Genomic DNA, 15,752 nt, shown 5'->3' on the forward strand with positions numbered 1-15,752 from the left:
TCAAAAACCAACCCCAACTATCATGAAATATTTTTTTACAATTCTTTTCGCAATATTTTCTTCCTTAGGTTTTGCACAGACCGACTTGCGTGTTTACGACATCATCAATTCGGTATCCGCAGATCGTATTGGCAAAGATGTGGAAACCCTTGCCAATTTTGGCACAAGGCACACCCTGAGCGACACCGTTTCCCAGACCCGTGGCATTGGGGCCGCCAGACGATGGATAAAATCGGAATTTGATAAAATTTCCTCCAATTGCAACGATTGTTTGGAGGTCTTCTATCAAAAAGATCTCGTGAAAAAGGGAGACAATGCCCGAATCGTTCACGATGTTTGGGTGGTGAACGTAGTAGCCATCCAAAGAGGTACAAAATATCCGAACCGTTTCATCATCATGAGTGGTGACATCGATTCCCGGGTGAGTGATCCTGCCGATTTCACTTCGGATTCGCCAGGGGCCAACGACAATGCCAGTGGAATGGCGGGCACTATTGAAGCGGCCCGTGTACTTTCCAAATACCAATTTGAAAGCAGCATCATTTATGTTGGGCTATCGGGTGAAGAGCAAGGTCTTTACGGCGGAAAAGGATTGGCGGCCCATGCCAAGGAAAAGGGATGGGACATTGTGGGCATCCTGAACAATGACATGATCGGCAACATCACTGGAGTGGATGGCGTGGTCAGCAACCGGGATTTCAGGATTTTCTCCGAACCCGTACCGCCTACGGAGACCGAACAGCAAAGAAATGCCAGGCGGTTCTATGGTGGCGAAGTGGATGGTATTTCCCGCCAACTGGCGCGTTATGTGTACCAGACCACAAAGACCTATATGCCCGAAATGAACCCCATGATGATCTATCGATTGGACAGATTCGGGCGGGGCGGACACCACAGGCCCTTCAACGATGCTGGATTTGCGGGCATCCGAATCATGGAAGCCCATGAAAACTATACGCAACAACATCAGGATATCCGCGTCGAAGATGGCATTGCCTATGGCGATGTGTTGGAGCATGTCAATTTTGACTATGCCAAAAAACTAACGGCCGTCAATGCCATCAACCTGGCGTCCATCGCTTGGGCCCCTCCAGCGCCGGAAACCGTAGAAATTGGTGGAATTGTGGAGCCCAGTGCCAAATTGAGATGGAGCAAGGTGGACGGTGCCGTAGGATATAAAATTTATTGGAGGGACACCACCTCCCCTACTTGGGACCATTACAGGTATGTGGGAAATGTGACCGAGCATACGCTGGAAGGTATTGTCATCGACAATTACTTCTTTGGAGTAGCGGCTGTTGGGAAGGATGGGCATGAAAGCCCTGTGGTTTTCCCCAACAAAGTGTTCAGATAGCATACATAATACATTGATACTACATATGAAGCATTTTTATTTCGCATCCCTCCTCCTATTAGGATTGAGTATGGCATCTGCCCAAAATTTTACGAGACAGGATACCCTTAGGGGCAGTATAACCCCCGAACGCGAATGGTGGGACCTCAACCATTATGACCTGAATGTTAAGGTAGAGCCTTCCAAAAAATTCATTTCGGGCCACAATGTGGTCAGATATAAGGTATTGAAGGAGGCCGAAGTGCTTCAGATCGATCTTCAAAAGCCCATGCAGATCACCTCCATCACCCAAGATGGGAAAAAACTGAAATTTACTTCGGAAGGCAATGCACACTTCATTCAATTGAAGAAAAAGCAGGTCCCCGGTGAATTCAACGAGCTCAAAATCGAATATTCGGGACATCCAAGGGAAGCAGTACGTGCCCCTTGGGATGGTGGTTTTTCGTGGAAACAGGATGAGAACGGCAATCCCTTTGTGGCCACATCGTGCCAAGGATTGGGAGCCAGTGTCTGGTGGCCCAACAAAGACCACATGTACGACGAAGTGGACAGCATGCGCATCAGCGTGACCGTTCCCAAAGATCTGATGGACATTTCCAACGGGCAATTGGAGAGTGTTGAGGAAAAAGGTGATTTCACCACCTACAATTGGGTAGTAAAAAATCCCATCAACAACTACGGTGTAAATGTAAATATTGGCAACTATGTACATTTTGACGAAGCATACGAAGGTGAGAATGGCCCTTTGAAACTGGATTATTATGTATTGCCCGAAAATCTGGAGAAAGCCAAAAAGCAGTTTGTCCAGACCCCGATGATGCTGCAGGCTTTTGAGCATTGGTTTGGCCCCTATCCTTTTTATGAAGATGGGTTCAAACTGGTGGAAGTTCCCTATTTGGGGATGGAGCACCAAAGTTCCGTTACCTATGGAAACCGATACGAGAATGGTTATCTGGGCAGGGATCTTTCAGGTACGGGCTGGGGGCTTCAATTCGATTTCATCATCATCCACGAAGCAGGCCATGAATGGTTTGCCAACAACATTACCTACAAAGACATTGCGGACATGTGGGTGCACGAAGGATTTACCGCCTACTCCGAAAACCTTTACCTTGACTATCATTTTGGCAAAAAGGCATCCGCTGAATACGTCATTGGTACACGTGCCAATATACAGAACGACCGACCGATCATAGGGCCTTATGGGGTCAATCAAGGAGGGTCGGGAGATATGTACTACAAAGGGGCCAATATCCTGCATACCTTGCGCCAATTGGTGGAGGATGATGAGCAATGGCGGCAGATACTACGAGGGCTGAACAAGGATTTTTACCATCAAACGGTGACCAGCCAACAGATTGAGGACTACTTGAGCAAAAAAACAGGCAAGGACCTCTCGGCATTTTTCAACCAATACCTGCGCACCACCATGATACCCACATTGGAATATCAGTTGGAAAATGGTTCCATCAAGTATCGGTATGTGGATGTGGTGGAAGATTTTGACATGCCCGTCCGTGTTTTTGTCGATGGAAAGGAAAAATGGTTGTTCCCGAGTGCGGAATGGAAAACGGAATCCATGGACAGTACAGAACTAAAGTTTGATGTCAATTTTTACATAGAGACCCAAAAAGTCTGATTTGGAAAAACACCCCGAACATTACTTTAAAAACGATGCCGAGTGGCGCGAATGGCTGCATGAGAACCATTCCACCTATACCGGGATCCATCTTATCTTCTATAAAGTGGACCACCATAAGGAAAGTATGCGCTGGGAAGAAGCCGTGAGGGTGGCACTTTGCTATGGGTGGATCGACAGCACGGTGAAAAGCCTTGGGGATGGGAGACGGAGACAGTATTTCTGCCCCAGAAAACCCAAGAGTACGTGGAGCAAAGTGAACAAAGACCACATCAAGGAATTGGAAGCCGATGGGTTGCTGCACAGGAGTGGTCTGGAAGCCATAGCACTGGCCAAAGCGAACGGCTCTTGGACAGAACTGGATGATGTGGAGAACGGCGTGGTCCCGCAAGATCTTCAAAAAGCATTCAGCAAAAACAAAAGGGCTTTCACCAACTTCCAAAGTTTTACCCCTGGCCAACAAAAAAGCTACCTCTATTGGCTGAACCAGGCCAAGCGGGAAGAAACACGGGAAAAACGAATCCAAGAAATCGTGGAACTCTCCGCAAAGAACATCAAGTACAGAAACCAATGAAACCCATGAAAACCAAACTCACAACCTATTGTTTTGCACTTTTGACCCTATTGTTGACCGCCTGCCAGACCGAGACCAAGGAAAAAGTGGACCTAGCCATCACCAATGCCTATGTCATCCATTTGGAAACAGGGAAAGTAGAGCTGCAGGACATTTACATTTTGGACGGCAAGATCAAGGCCATCAAAACGGCACAAAGTGAGCAAACGTTTGAAGCGGATTCCACCATCGATGCCACAGGAAAATACGTATTGCCCGGTTTTTGGGACAACCACATCCATTTGAGGGGCGGCGATTCGCTCATAGCCAACAACAAGAACTTTTTAAAGCTCTTCATTGCGAACGGCGTCACCACAGTGCGTGATGCCGGGGGCGACCTTACCCCTTCCGTTATGGATTGGAAATCGCAGATTGCCAAAGAAAAACTCATAGGCCCCACCATTTTCACCGCCGGGCCCAAAATTGACGGTCCCAATTCCACTTGGGCAGGTTCGTTGGAGGTCCAATCTGATGAAGATGTTGAAAATGCCTTGGACTCCTTGGAAAAATTACAGGTGGATTTTGTAAAGCTCTACGACAGCAGGATTTCTGCGGAAAACTACCTCAAATCCATAGCACGGGCCGAAGAAAGAGGTCTGGTCGTATCGGGACACATGCCCTTTACCGTAACCTTGGACGAGACCATCGAAGCTGGGATGGACGGCATCGAGCACCTGTACTACATCATGAAGGGCTGTGCCAACAACGAAGTGGAGGTCACTGAAAAATTGAAGAACGGGGAAATGGGCTTTTGGGGCGCCATGCCCGCCCTTATGGACGCCTATGCGGACAGCACTGCCCAAAAGACATTCACCCAGTTGAAAGAGAACGACGTTTTTGTGGTGCCCACCCTCCACATTGGAAAAACCCTAAGTTATTTGGATGAAGTGGACCATTCCAACGATCCTTACTTGAAATACATGGGCAAAGGTATCATCAAAACCTATGAAGGAAGGATCAAAGGTGCCCTGAATGCCTCCGAGGAAGCACGGGAAAACCGGAAACAACTGGATGCTTTTTTCGGGGAATTGGCCAAATCCCTCAATACCGCCGGTGTGTCCATGTTGGCAGGCTCCGATTGTGGCGCCTTCAACTCCTATGTCTATCCTGGAATTTCACTGCATAAGGAACTGGAAGCCATGGTGGCCAACGGTATTTCCCCATTGGACGCTTTGCGCACATCCGCCCATCATGGAGCCCAATTTTTGAAACAGACTGAAGATTATGGCGGCATCTCCGAAGGAAAAGTCTCGGACCTGGTCATTTTGGAGGGGAATCCGTTGGAAGACATCACCCATACCCAAAAAATGTATTCGGTGGTCAAGGGGACCCAAGTATTTTCCAAACAACAACTTCAGGAGTTTCTCAACAATGCCGTCATGGACTGACCTCCTTACACCTTTACTCCGTTAACATGTTTTTAAGAAATACGGTCAGTGTTTTTGGTATCTTTAGACGAAGAAACAACCTTAAGAATGCGAACCACGCCCCGCTGTACTGATATTTTCAGGTCAATTTTCCTTTTTCCAACAAAATCAACTGAAGCAAAATGAAAAAAATCATGATGATTGCCCTTGTGTCCCTGGTCTGGGCCTGCAAGGAAGAAAAGAAAGAACCGTCCATAGCGGAAACCATGCAGACCTACACCATTGCCCAGATGATGGACAATGAGGCTATCGGCGGAGGAAGTTTCTCCCCTGACAACAGTAAATTGCTGATCTCCAGCAACCGTTCCGGCATCTACAACATGTACACCATCCCAACTTCGGGTGGCGATATGCTGCCCGTGACCCAATCCGACAGTTCGTCCGTGTTCTCCATTTCCTATTTTCCAAAAGATGAGCGCATGCTGTTCCGAATGGACAACAATGGGGATGAAATCTACCACATCTATATGCGGGAGACGGATGGTAACCACAAAGACCTGACCCCTGACGAAGGCGCACGATCATTGTTCTACGATTGGGCAACCGACGATACTTCCTTTTTCTATGCTTCCAACAAAAGGGACAATCGGTTCATAGACCTCTATGAAATGGATTTGGAGACCATGACCCCTACCCTGATCTATCAAAACGACGATGGGTATGACATCAATGTCATTTCACCGGACGAAAAATATGTGGCACTCAGCAAATCCATCAATACCAATGACAGTGACCTGTTCCTGTACAACCTGGAAACCAAGGAACTTGTCAAGATAAACAAAAACCAAAGTGGCAACAGTGGACAGGATTTCTCGCCCGATGGCAGTGCGTTCTACTACACCACCGATGATGGCAGTGAATTTTCCTATTTGATGAAGTACAAATTGGACGATGGTTCCTATGAAAAGGCCATGGCACGGGATTGGGACATTGTCGGAATGGGCTTTACCGATAACGGGACCTACCAAGTCACCTATATCAACGAGGACGCCAAGAACACCATCGAGGTGATGGAAGTGGCCACGGGAAAAAACATAGAACTTCCCAAGATTGAGAACATGGAGGTCACCAGTGTGGCCTTTTCCGATGATGAAAAACTGATGCGCTTCTACGCAGGGGGCTCGCACACCCCTTCCAACCTCTATGTGTACAACTTGGAGACCAAGGAACAGAAACAGCTTACGAATGTCCTCAATCCTGAAATTCAGGGGCAGGACCTCGTCAAAGCAGAGGTGATCCGTTACAAATCCTTTGATGGGGTGGAAATTCCGGCCATCTATTACAAGCCCCATCAAGCCTCCGAAGAAAATCCGGCACCTGCCTTGGTGTGGGTACACGGTGGTCCGGGCGGGCAATCGCGCCAAAACTTCAGTGCCTTCATCCAATATCTCGTCAACCACGGCTATGCCGTATTGGCGGTGAACAACCGCGGAAGTAGCGGATACGGAAAAACGTTCTACCAAATGGACGACCTCAACCATGGCGACAAAGACCTCAAGGATTGTGTGGAGGGCAAAAATTGGTTGGCCCAACAACCAGGCATCGATGGCGAAAAAATCGGTATCATCGGAGGATCTTATGGCGGTTACATGACCATGGCCGCCCTCACCTATGCCCCGGAAGAGTTTGATGTCGGCGTGAATCTCTTCGGGGTGACCAACTGGATGAGGACCCTGAAAAGCATTCCACCATGGTGGGAATCCTTCAAAGATGCCCTCTACAAGGAATTGGGAGACCCCTACAGTGCGGACTCCGTTCGGTTGAAGCAGATTTCCCCACTTTTCCATACGGACAAGGTGACCAAACCGCTCATCGTGCTCCAAGGTTCCCAAGACCCTAGGGTTCTCCAGGTCGAATCGGACGAGATAGTGGCCGGGGTCCGTAAAAATGGTGTGCCCGTGGAGTACGTGCTCTTTGAGGACGAAGGGCATGGATTCGTGAAAAAAGAGAACCAAATAGAAGCGTATAGCAAAATATTGGAATTTTTGGATGTGTACCTGAAAAAAGAAGAACAAGGTGCAGCTATTAAAGATGGAAGTTTATGATCAAAAAAGTATTGCCCCTATTCTTATTGTTTATATCGATGGTTTCAAACGCCCAACAACCTGGAGAGGATGAGTGGGGAGCTTGGTACATGTACTTTGGCACCAACAAGGTTTCGGAAAAGTTCAGCATTCATACGGAGGCGCAGGCCCGGTATTATGAGACCACCAGCAATTTCAACCAATTGTTATTGCGGACAGGGCTAAATTACCATATCGACCCCAATGCCATTGCCACGTTTGGTTATGGCTACATCGATACGGACAATTCCTTTGGGGAAATACCCGGTGAGGTCAATAGCATAGAACACCGGATTTTTGAACAGTTTATTCTAAAGAATAAGGTCTGGGAATTTCTTTTTGAGCACCGCTACCGCTTGGAGCAACGCTTTTTGGATTTTGGCGATGCCACGGACACACAGCATAGGGCCCGTTATCGCTTACAGATGACCTTGCCCCTTACCAATACCTTCTACCTGAACTTTTACGATGAATTGTTCATCAACCTTCAGGACGATCTCTTCGGTCAAAATCGACTTTATGCAGCCGTAGGTGTGAATGTTACGGAGAACAGCAGTGTGCAGTTGGGATACCTTCGCAACCAGTTTTCCAATGCGGTGTATGACCGCTTGCAGGTCGCCGTTTTCTACAACCCAGACCTAAGAGGACTGTTCGCTAAAAAGAAGCCTTGAGAAATACAATGGCCAAAAGGGTTGACACCTCCCTAAATAATGAGTAACTTAGTCATGAACCTAAAAATTCTTACAATGAAAAAATTACAAGCAATAGCATTTGGACTTATATTGACCATGTCCTTTAGCTGTAAGCAAGCCAAAAAAGAGGCAGAAGAAACCACTTCGGAAGTCGAGGAAACGGTGGAAGAGGTAGTTAAGGAAGAGCCCAAGAGCATAAGTTTTGAAATGGAGCCGAAAAGCGAGAGCAACGTGACGGGCGAAGCCACCTTTACAGAAGAAAACGGAAAAGTGGTCATGAAGGCAACGTTCAGCGGTCTTTCGGAAGGCGAGCATGCCATACACCTCCACGAAAAGGCCGATTGCTCCTCAGCGGACGGAACATCAACCGGCGGTCACTGGAACCCGACTTTCCAGCCCCATGGCAAGTGGGGAGCCGAGGATGGCTACCACAAGGGTGATATCTGTAACTTTGTAGCTGATGCAGAGGGCAACGCCACCGTGGATTTTGCTACCGATGAATGGTGCATTGGCTGTGATGATGAAACCAAGAACATTTTGGGCAAGGCGGTGATCGTGCACCAAGGAGTGGATGATTACACCTCACAACCCAGTGGGGATGCCGGTGCCAGGATTTCCTGTGCGGGCATTATCCAATAGACAATATAGAACAACAAGGGCTGCCCGAGGGCAGCTCTTTTTTTAGGCTTTCATACAAAACATGGAAATCATGAAAGAATATACAAACGGGGAAATTTCCGTGATATGGAAACCCGAGCTCTGCCAACATGCGGGGATATGCGTAAAAATGTTGCCCAAGGTCTACAATCCCAAAGAGAAACCTTGGATAAAAGTTGAAAACGCCACTTCCGACGAGCTGAAGCACCAAATCTCAAAATGCCCATCGGGAGCACTGAGCTATCATTAACGACCCACCCAAAAGCGCCATGGAAAAGAAACACCAACTTGTGGACAACGAGGCCGCCAAACGGTTCCAGTTTGAACTGGACAATGGCGACATTGCAAAAATCGAATACATCAAGGCACAGGAAAAGATATACCTTACCCATACCGAAGTCCCCATAGGTTATGAAGGGCAAGGCATTGGGTCGGAACTCATCAAACAGACCTTGGAACATATCAAGGAACAGGATTGGACCCTGATTCCCCTATGCCCCTTTGTGGCCAAGTACCTCCAAAGGCACCCCGAATGGAAAGTATTGGTGATGAAAGGAATCAACATCGGATAACTTGGACATCACTTACTTTTCATATCTTTAGCCATAGGCTATGCAATTGGACAACCTCATAGAACGATTTCAAAAAAAGGATAGAGCTGCTTTTGAAGCACTGTACAATATGTACGCAGAAAATCTATGTGGGGCCATCAATGTCATCCTCAAAGATCCTGAACGCTCACAGGAACTTTGTCAGGATGTATTTGTTAAAATCTGGACCAAATCCGACCAATACGACACCTCCAAAGGCCGCTTTTTTACCTGGATATTGAACATCGCCAGAAATGCCGCGATCGATGAACTGCGCTCAAAAAGCCATAAAAACCAAAAGAAAAACCTCTCTGTGGAATCTCTCGTAGGTATCTATGAAAACAGTGAGGATCTGAACGATAAAGTAGATACTATTGGCCTGATGTCCCTATTGAAAGGGCTCAAGGATAAATGTATCCTGTTGATAGACTTGCTTTATTTCAAAGGGTACACACAAAAGGAAGCCGCGGAGGAGCTCAAAGCACCAGTTGGCACCATAAAAACTCGTATTAGAAGCTGTCTTTCCGAGATCCGGAAGAATATGGCGTAAGTTATGGAAGTTGAAAAATACATAGCATCAGGTATTTTGGAACTCTATGTCGCAGGGGCACTTACCCCTGAAGAAAACGTAGAGGTACATCGGTATGCGGAACAATATCCAGAAATAAAAATGGAAATTGAGGCCATTGAGGCCACCATTATGAAACTCTCCCGTACCGCTTCTCCTGAGTTGCCCAAGGATGGTTTCAAGAAAATCGAGGCCGAACTGGACGATGTGATCACATTTGTTCCGCCCACATCCAAGAAGAAGGCCCCTTGGGGCAGCTATTTGGGCTGGGCCGCTTCTTTGTTGCTTGCCGCTGGCCTATTGTGGGTCTATACCGAAAACAACAACCTCAAGTCAGAAATAGAGGTGTCGACCCAAGAAAAGCTGGACCTGGAAGAGACATTGTCCAACATCAAGAAGGAGGCCGCCCGACAAGAGACGTTTTTGGACATGTTGAGAGATCAGAATGTCACCGTGATCGCCCTAGGTGGACAGGCCGTCTCCCCGGAATCCTATGCCAAGGCCTATTGGGACAAGGCAGAAAACAAGGTGGTCATCGACGCAAAGGGATTGCCCGAACCCCCAACAGGATTCACCTATCAGGTCTGGTCCTTGAAACTGGATCCGCTCACTCCTACCAGCATTGGTCTTTTGGATGATTTTGTCTCAACCGAGGATAAACTTTTCACGCTCGATAACGCCAACGAATCCGAGGCATTCGGAATCACATTGGAACCTGAGGGCGGAAGCGAATCCCCCACGTTGGAGCAGTTGTATACCTTGGGAGCTGTGGGCAGGTAACGAATCTAAAAAAAGAAAGCAGCCCAAAAAAATTTGGACTGCTCCCCAACCTAAAAAAAAAGCGTGATACTCCAACTATAGTTTAAGGCCCACTCCAAATCCAAAGATCCATGGGTCAATATCCACATCTGCTTCTACGGTAGCACCCAAAGCTGTGGTGGCATCAACTGTGGCCGTGGTATTCAAAAAGAGTTTTTTGATGTCCAGGTTCAAGAACCACTTGTCGTTCAACATAAAATCGAAGCCGCCTTGCAGGGCAAATCCCACTGCCGTATCATATTCCACATCATTGGCCACAGGTCCTTCGTCCACACCATAAAAAAGAGTAAGGTTGACCCCGGCACCCAAATAAGGGACAAAGTTACTGCCCGTAAAATGATACTGTCCTGTCAACGTTGGGGGCAATAGCCAAACGCTTCCCAAATCGATATCCCCTGCAGCAGTGCCGATGGCCTCCACATCGTGTTTCGTGGTTCCCAAAATGAGTTCCGCCGACCAGTTTTCCGTAAAAAAGTAGGTAATATCAAATTCGGGGACAACAGCAGTGGAAATGGAAACGTCCCCGCCTATGGCCTCAATTTCCGCACCTTCGTCCGGAGCCACCACAATGCCCCTCAATCGAAACTGCCATTTTCCAAAATCACTGGTGGGTGAATCCTGGGACATTACGAAGTTTGAAAATCCCATGAATACCGCTACTGCAAAAAGTATTGTCTTTCTCATTTTACTGTTGTTTAAAGATGGGACAAAACTAGCCTTAGAGGTTTTCCGGATATATGATGTTTGTCATTGGATAAAAAACAGAAAGCGTGTATCCCAAGGGAAACACGCCATAAAAAAGACTTTCACAGCCTATGGTTTTAGAACCACTTTTTCCGCTTGAAAATGATGATGGAAACAATGGTGACAACCAGCATCAACCCCAAAAGAACGAAGTAGCCGTTGGGCCATCGAAGTTCTGGAATGTTTTCGAAGTTCATCCCATAGATCCCGGCCAAAAAGGTAAGGGGTATGAAAATGACCGAAAAAATGGTCAGGGTCTTCATCACCTCGTTCAACCGGTGTCCCTGGATACTGAAAAACAGGTTGATCTGGCTTTCCAACTCGTGGATATCCGAATCGATATCGTTGGTCAGACCATTGATCTGCTCCCTGAGCTCGCTGAAATACTTGTTGTGGAAACCCTTCATTTCCGCTCTTTCCAGTTTGATGATGATGTCCCGAAGTCCAAGGGATGCCTTTTTGAACTCGTTGATCATGGATTTCTTCTGCTCCACCTCGAACATGAATTGAGGGGTCGGTTCTTGGTTTAGGATGGCATCCAGGGTATTTTCCATCAAAACAATTTCCTCGTATTTGTCCTTGTAATTGGTGATCAAAGTTTCCAAAATAAAGAACAACAAGTAGTCCGCTCGCTTTTTTCGGATGATGCCCTTGTTCTCAAAGATCCGTTGACGGATCCAATCAAAATGGTCGCCCCTTTTTTCCTGGATGCACCAAATGAAATCCTTGGCCACCACAAAGAACATCTGCTCCGATTCCAAACTCTCATGTTCCGTCTTCACGATCCTAGCGGCCACAAAGAGTTGTTCCTCGAGTTCGATCACCTTGTTGCCCATTTTTTGGTTCAAGAGGAGCCTGAGCAAAAAGTCGTCCAGATTGTTTTCCAGCACCATCTGCCTGAACTCATCCATGTATTCAAGGCCATAGGTATTGACCCATGTGATGGATTTGTCCCCTTTGGAGAGGATGATGTCATCCTGCAAGGAGAATTGATGGCTATTATAGTTCTCCGGGGAGTAATTGATCACCCATGTATTTTTTTCAAATTCTGTCTCCATTGTTATACAAGTGAAATGGGTTATTTGTAGTTTAGAGCATAAGTTAATCCAAAAATAGCAAGAACACCCCATGATAGACCCTATGTCTTTTAAAACCGAGATTCTGTTCACGGTTATCCTACTGGCCTTCATACTTTTACTGAACACGTTAACCAAAAGGGGCATTAGAAGATTCGGCAAGAGCAGTTCCATCGACATGAACAGCCGGAAAATCATTTTCTACCTCAGCAATTTGATTTTTTACCTATTGGCCTTTGTCGGGATTTCGTTGATCTGGGGCGTCAAGTTGGAGGATTTTTCCCTTTTCCTGTCCTCGGTGCTCGCCATTTTGGGCGTTGGCTTTGTGGCCCAGTGGTCCATACTGTCCAATTTGACCGCCAGTGTGATCTTGTTCTTTAGCCATCCTTTGCGATTGGGCGACCGGATAAGGGTCATGGACAAGGATTTTGACTGGACCGGACGAGTGGAGGACATCAGTGGTTTTTATCTGTTCATGCGCACGGATGATGGGAGAAGGATAACCATACCCACCAACCTTGTCATCCAAAAAGGGATAGAAATTTTGAAGGATATCGAGGAAACTTCCGATGAGGAGGAGATTATCGAAAATTGATCAAGGGCGCCCAGCTACGCCGAACACCCTTGAAAACAACAACCAAGTCCAAACTTGGAAACCACTCGTTGCAAAATTTAAAATGCCTCATAGGCTCACTATCCCTGATTCTTTCAGTGGACCCAATTCATAGACGGCGCCCAAGAGTTCTTTTTTGATTTCCTTGACTTTCTTTTTGTGTCCGTTTGCCTTGTATATTTCAGCGACGCAGAACAGAATTTCAGGTTCAAAGGTTTGTCCATCGACATGGTTTTCCACCAATTCCAACGCCTGTTCCTTTTCGCCCCTCTTCAGCAGACTATAGGCCAGCCAACCATAGGTTTCTGGGGTGGGTCTGTTCCTCACTTCCTGTTTGGCCAACTGCAGCGCCCTGTCCATGACATCCATATCCAGATAAAAACCCACGTTATAGGCGTTGTACATCTGCCCATAGTCTTCCTGCACCACTCCTTTGTAATAGTTGTCCAAAGACTGTATACGAAGTGTCTCATCGCCCGTGTATGAAGCTATTTCGGCTTTCAGCAGATGGTATTCGGGCGATTTGTTTCCCTTGATGATGGAGTCCAATATCCGAAGGGCCTCTTCGCCATTTCGTTCGTGGGAATATACGATCCATGCTATTCCTCTTTTTGCATCGGCATTTTTGGGGTCTATTTGCAACGCTTTCAAATAGAATTGATAAGATTCCTCAATGCGCCCCGCATGTCCGTACAGATTGGCCAAGTTGGTATAGGACAAGAGCAACTGATTGCTGTCCTTGGAGGATTCCGCCTTCTCACTTGCCATTTCCATACAACGGATCGCCGCTTGCATATCTCCTTCGTGATCGTTCCATTTTGCCACACGGACCAGATATCCAAAATCGTACTGGTTCCGAATGCTGTCCAAGTACATTTGCGCCTGCCCATAATTGCCCAGTTCCATATGGATATCGAACAAAAGGTTCTGGGTGGCATTGACACCACCTTTTATTTTAACGGCCTGGCTGGCCAACTCCAATGCTTCTTTGAAGCGGTGCTGGGAAATATAGTTTCTCGCCAGAGCCCTTAGGTACTCCACTTTTTCAACATTTGCCATCTTCACTGCTTTTTTCAAGGATTGTTCCGCTCTCTTCAAATGCTTGATGTCCCCTGTTTCCTGAAAAAAACGGGTATATTCATCGGCCACATACCCCAAGCTCACCAATTGTGTGCTGTCCTGCATGATTTGGTGGTCCCAGACCTGAAAATCTTTGGAGGTGGTCTTGACCGGTTCTGTTTTCAAAAATGGGTCATAGTCCTGCCTGTTCGTTTTGAACCCTTCCTCCTGGATACAGGAAAAAAAGATCAGACCCATGAAAAGCAGACAGAGGTACTTTTTTGTTGTTTCCATATAGTGTTGTTGTTTTATAAAAGGGAAGGGATTTCTCCCCTCCCTCTCCTTTTCATAGCAATTACTCAGGATTTCCCAACCAAGGGAAAGTTGTAAATAGTGATTCCAACTGTTGATGGAGCGTCGATATAGTATGCAGCCACCAGTCACAATGGACAGCACTTTTATGCATTTTAATGTTTTTCATTTCTGTTCCTACGCTTATACCTACGGAACCCTTTTGGGTTGGGTTTGGAATTGAAGTGTTAAAAAAAACTTAATGAAATTTTAATGCACCGATTCTTCATACTTTCCGATAATTCCCATATTTTGTTTTACTTTGGAGCTCAAACCATGCATGAATGAACCCTTCTGCCTCTGGATGGATCAACAAATTTGGTCATCTTGCCAACAAAGAGAACGCAGGTTTTTCCGATTTCGAAAGCCTGTACCTGGAGCTCAAGAAGAATGGGTTCGTATATGGGGTACACTTGGACATTGCCCCGTTCATTGAAGTGGAACATACACTGAGCGAAGACGAGATTGCCAAGATCAACCTGCTCACTGCGCTCTACTATACCTATACTTTTGAAAAGGGGAAAACGGACTTTACCGATTTTGTCAACACGGTTTTCGAGTATTACAAATCCCTGGACGTGGGGCGGATATCGTTCCTCAACAAAATACTCAGCGGTTCCAAAACCGAGTCGCAGCTCGAAAAACTCATCGACTCCCGAATATATTTGGGGGGCAACGCCTTCAACCGTGCCTTTGGAAACAGCCTCACCAACTCCTTGCTCTATGTGGATGTGCTCATTTTTATGGTATATCTGAACGGAAAAGCCGACGTAAAAGGACATGCCCAACTGCTCGAATATGTGACCATCAACATTGCCTACCATGCCCTCAATTCCAAAGAGACCGACGGGAACGATGCCAAGCTCATCCAACTTTTGGCCTCATCCCTTACCTATGTCAACCTCGGTGAAACGAAATTCGATGGCTCCTATCTTGATCTTTTGGACAACAAATTCACCCGGTTCGAGAAGGACTATTTTTTGGATATGGCCTGCTTGACGATCTGGGAAGACAAGTCACTTGACTACACAGAATCCGATTACATTTTTGGTCTTGGAAAGGACTTGGGCAAGTCGGAAGAAGAGGTAAAATTGGAGCTGGAATTTGTCAAACATTTCTTTGATGGAAACAAGGAAAAGGTACCTTACCTGAACGACAAAAATTTGGCCGTACAGTTCTATGAAGGCATGTCAAAAAATGTGAGCAAACTCATTTTGAGGAACAGCAAAAGACTCAAAAAAGAGTTGACCCAAAGTCGGGAACTGGTATCACTTTTGTCCAAATCCACCGTCAAAGATCTAAGTGAGGAAGAAAAGAAAAAAGTACAGGAACAATTGGTGGACATTTTTAAAAGTATTCCGTCATTGGCCATTTTTATGCTGCCCGGCGGAGCCGTTCTTTTGCCTATTTTCATCAAGCTTATCCCCAAGTTGCTCCCCTCTGCTTTTGACGACAACAGGGTGGAGGAAGATTGACTCTTTTTCAGC

The 15,752-nt window shown here is 46.6% G+C and carries 16 protein-coding genes; 13 read left to right on the plus strand and 3 right to left on the minus strand.

The genetic code is table 11. The annotated features are described in order from the left end of the window. Positions 1–22 precede the first annotated feature (22 nt). From FOT42_RS03560 to FOT42_RS03610, 11 genes are all read left to right on the plus strand, one after another. On the plus strand, positions 23–1,354 hold the full coding sequence (locus FOT42_RS03560; protein WP_151889183.1) for a M28 family peptidase: 1,332 nt from the start codon (positions 23–25) through the stop codon (positions 1,352–1,354). A gap of 25 nt (positions 1,355–1,379) precedes the next feature. Then, complete coding sequence (locus tag FOT42_RS03565; protein ID WP_151889184.1) at positions 1,380–2,993, plus strand: M1 family metallopeptidase; 1,614 nt, start codon at positions 1,380–1,382, stop codon at positions 2,991–2,993. 1 nt (position 2,994) lies between these two features. After that, positions 2,995–3,567: a YdeI/OmpD-associated family protein gene (locus FOT42_RS03570; RefSeq protein WP_151889185.1), complete on the plus strand. Its 573-nt coding sequence runs from the start codon at positions 2,995–2,997 to the stop codon at positions 3,565–3,567. Positions 3,568–3,572: 5 nt separating this feature from the next. After that, a complete protein-coding gene (locus tag FOT42_RS03575) occupies positions 3,573–4,994 on the plus strand; it encodes an amidohydrolase family protein (RefSeq protein ID WP_226789785.1) in 1,422 nt (473 codons plus the stop codon). Positions 4,995–5,155: 161 nt separating this feature from the next. After that, complete coding sequence (locus FOT42_RS03580) at positions 5,156–7,078, plus strand: S9 family peptidase (protein WP_151889187.1); 1,923 nt, start codon at positions 5,156–5,158, stop codon at positions 7,076–7,078. Further along, positions 7,075–7,767 (plus strand): DUF2490 domain-containing protein, encoded by a 693-nt coding sequence (locus tag FOT42_RS03585; protein ID WP_151889188.1) that lies wholly within the window; start codon positions 7,075–7,077, stop codon positions 7,765–7,767. Before FOT42_RS03580 ends, FOT42_RS03585 begins: the two co-directional genes overlap by 4 nt. 75 nt (positions 7,768–7,842) lie before the next feature. Then, a complete protein-coding gene (locus tag FOT42_RS03590; RefSeq protein WP_151889189.1) occupies positions 7,843–8,427 on the plus strand; it encodes a superoxide dismutase family protein in 585 nt (194 codons plus the stop codon). Positions 8,428–8,497: 70 nt separating this feature from the next. Next, positions 8,498–8,695 carry a (4Fe-4S)-binding protein gene (locus FOT42_RS03595; RefSeq protein WP_226789786.1) on the plus strand — a complete coding sequence of 66 codons (198 nt, stop codon included), beginning with the start codon at positions 8,498–8,500 and terminating at the stop codon, positions 8,693–8,695. Positions 8,696–8,714: 19 nt separating this feature from the next. Further along, positions 8,715–9,017: a GNAT family N-acetyltransferase gene (locus tag FOT42_RS03600; protein ID WP_151889191.1), complete on the plus strand. Its 303-nt coding sequence runs from the start codon at positions 8,715–8,717 to the stop codon at positions 9,015–9,017. A 40-nt stretch (positions 9,018–9,057) separates the two neighbouring features. Continuing rightward, on the plus strand, positions 9,058–9,585 hold the full coding sequence (locus tag FOT42_RS03605) for an RNA polymerase sigma factor (RefSeq protein WP_151889192.1): 528 nt from the start codon (positions 9,058–9,060) through the stop codon (positions 9,583–9,585). 3 nt (positions 9,586–9,588) lie between these two features. Then, a complete protein-coding gene (locus FOT42_RS03610) occupies positions 9,589–10,383 on the plus strand; it encodes an anti-sigma factor (RefSeq protein ID WP_151889193.1) in 795 nt (264 codons plus the stop codon). 75 nt (positions 10,384–10,458) lie between these two features. On the opposite strand, the gene FOT42_RS03615 is transcribed toward FOT42_RS03610, so the two are convergent. Next, entirely contained in the window at positions 10,459–11,106 is a 648-nt protein-coding gene (locus FOT42_RS03615; protein WP_151889194.1) for an OmpW/AlkL family protein, read from the minus strand. A 137-nt stretch (positions 11,107–11,243) separates the two neighbouring features. Continuing rightward, complete coding sequence (locus tag FOT42_RS03620; RefSeq protein WP_151889195.1) at positions 11,244–12,224, minus strand: CorA family divalent cation transporter; 981 nt, start codon at positions 12,222–12,224, stop codon at positions 11,244–11,246. An 82-nt stretch (positions 12,225–12,306) separates the two neighbouring features. Here FOT42_RS03620 and FOT42_RS03625 point away from each other — a divergent pair, with 82 nt between their 5' ends. After that, a complete protein-coding gene (locus FOT42_RS03625; protein WP_226789787.1) occupies positions 12,307–12,837 on the plus strand; it encodes a mechanosensitive ion channel family protein in 531 nt (176 codons plus the stop codon). An 87-nt stretch (positions 12,838–12,924) separates the two neighbouring features. On the opposite strand, the gene FOT42_RS03630 is transcribed toward FOT42_RS03625, so the two are convergent. Then, on the minus strand, positions 12,925–14,208 hold the full coding sequence (locus FOT42_RS03630; protein ID WP_151889197.1) for a tetratricopeptide repeat protein: 1,284 nt from the start codon (positions 14,206–14,208) through the stop codon (positions 12,925–12,927). Between the two features lie 341 nt (positions 14,209–14,549). Between FOT42_RS03630 and FOT42_RS03635 the strand changes: the two genes are divergently transcribed. Continuing rightward, complete coding sequence (locus tag FOT42_RS03635) at positions 14,550–15,740, plus strand: LETM1-related biofilm-associated protein (RefSeq protein WP_151889198.1); 1,191 nt, start codon at positions 14,550–14,552, stop codon at positions 15,738–15,740. Positions 15,741–15,752 lie beyond the last annotated feature (12 nt).

The organism is Flagellimonas hadalis (assembly GCF_007785775.2).
GTDB classification, from domain to species: Bacteria; Bacteroidota; Bacteroidia; order Flavobacteriales; family Flavobacteriaceae; genus Flagellimonas; species Flagellimonas hadalis.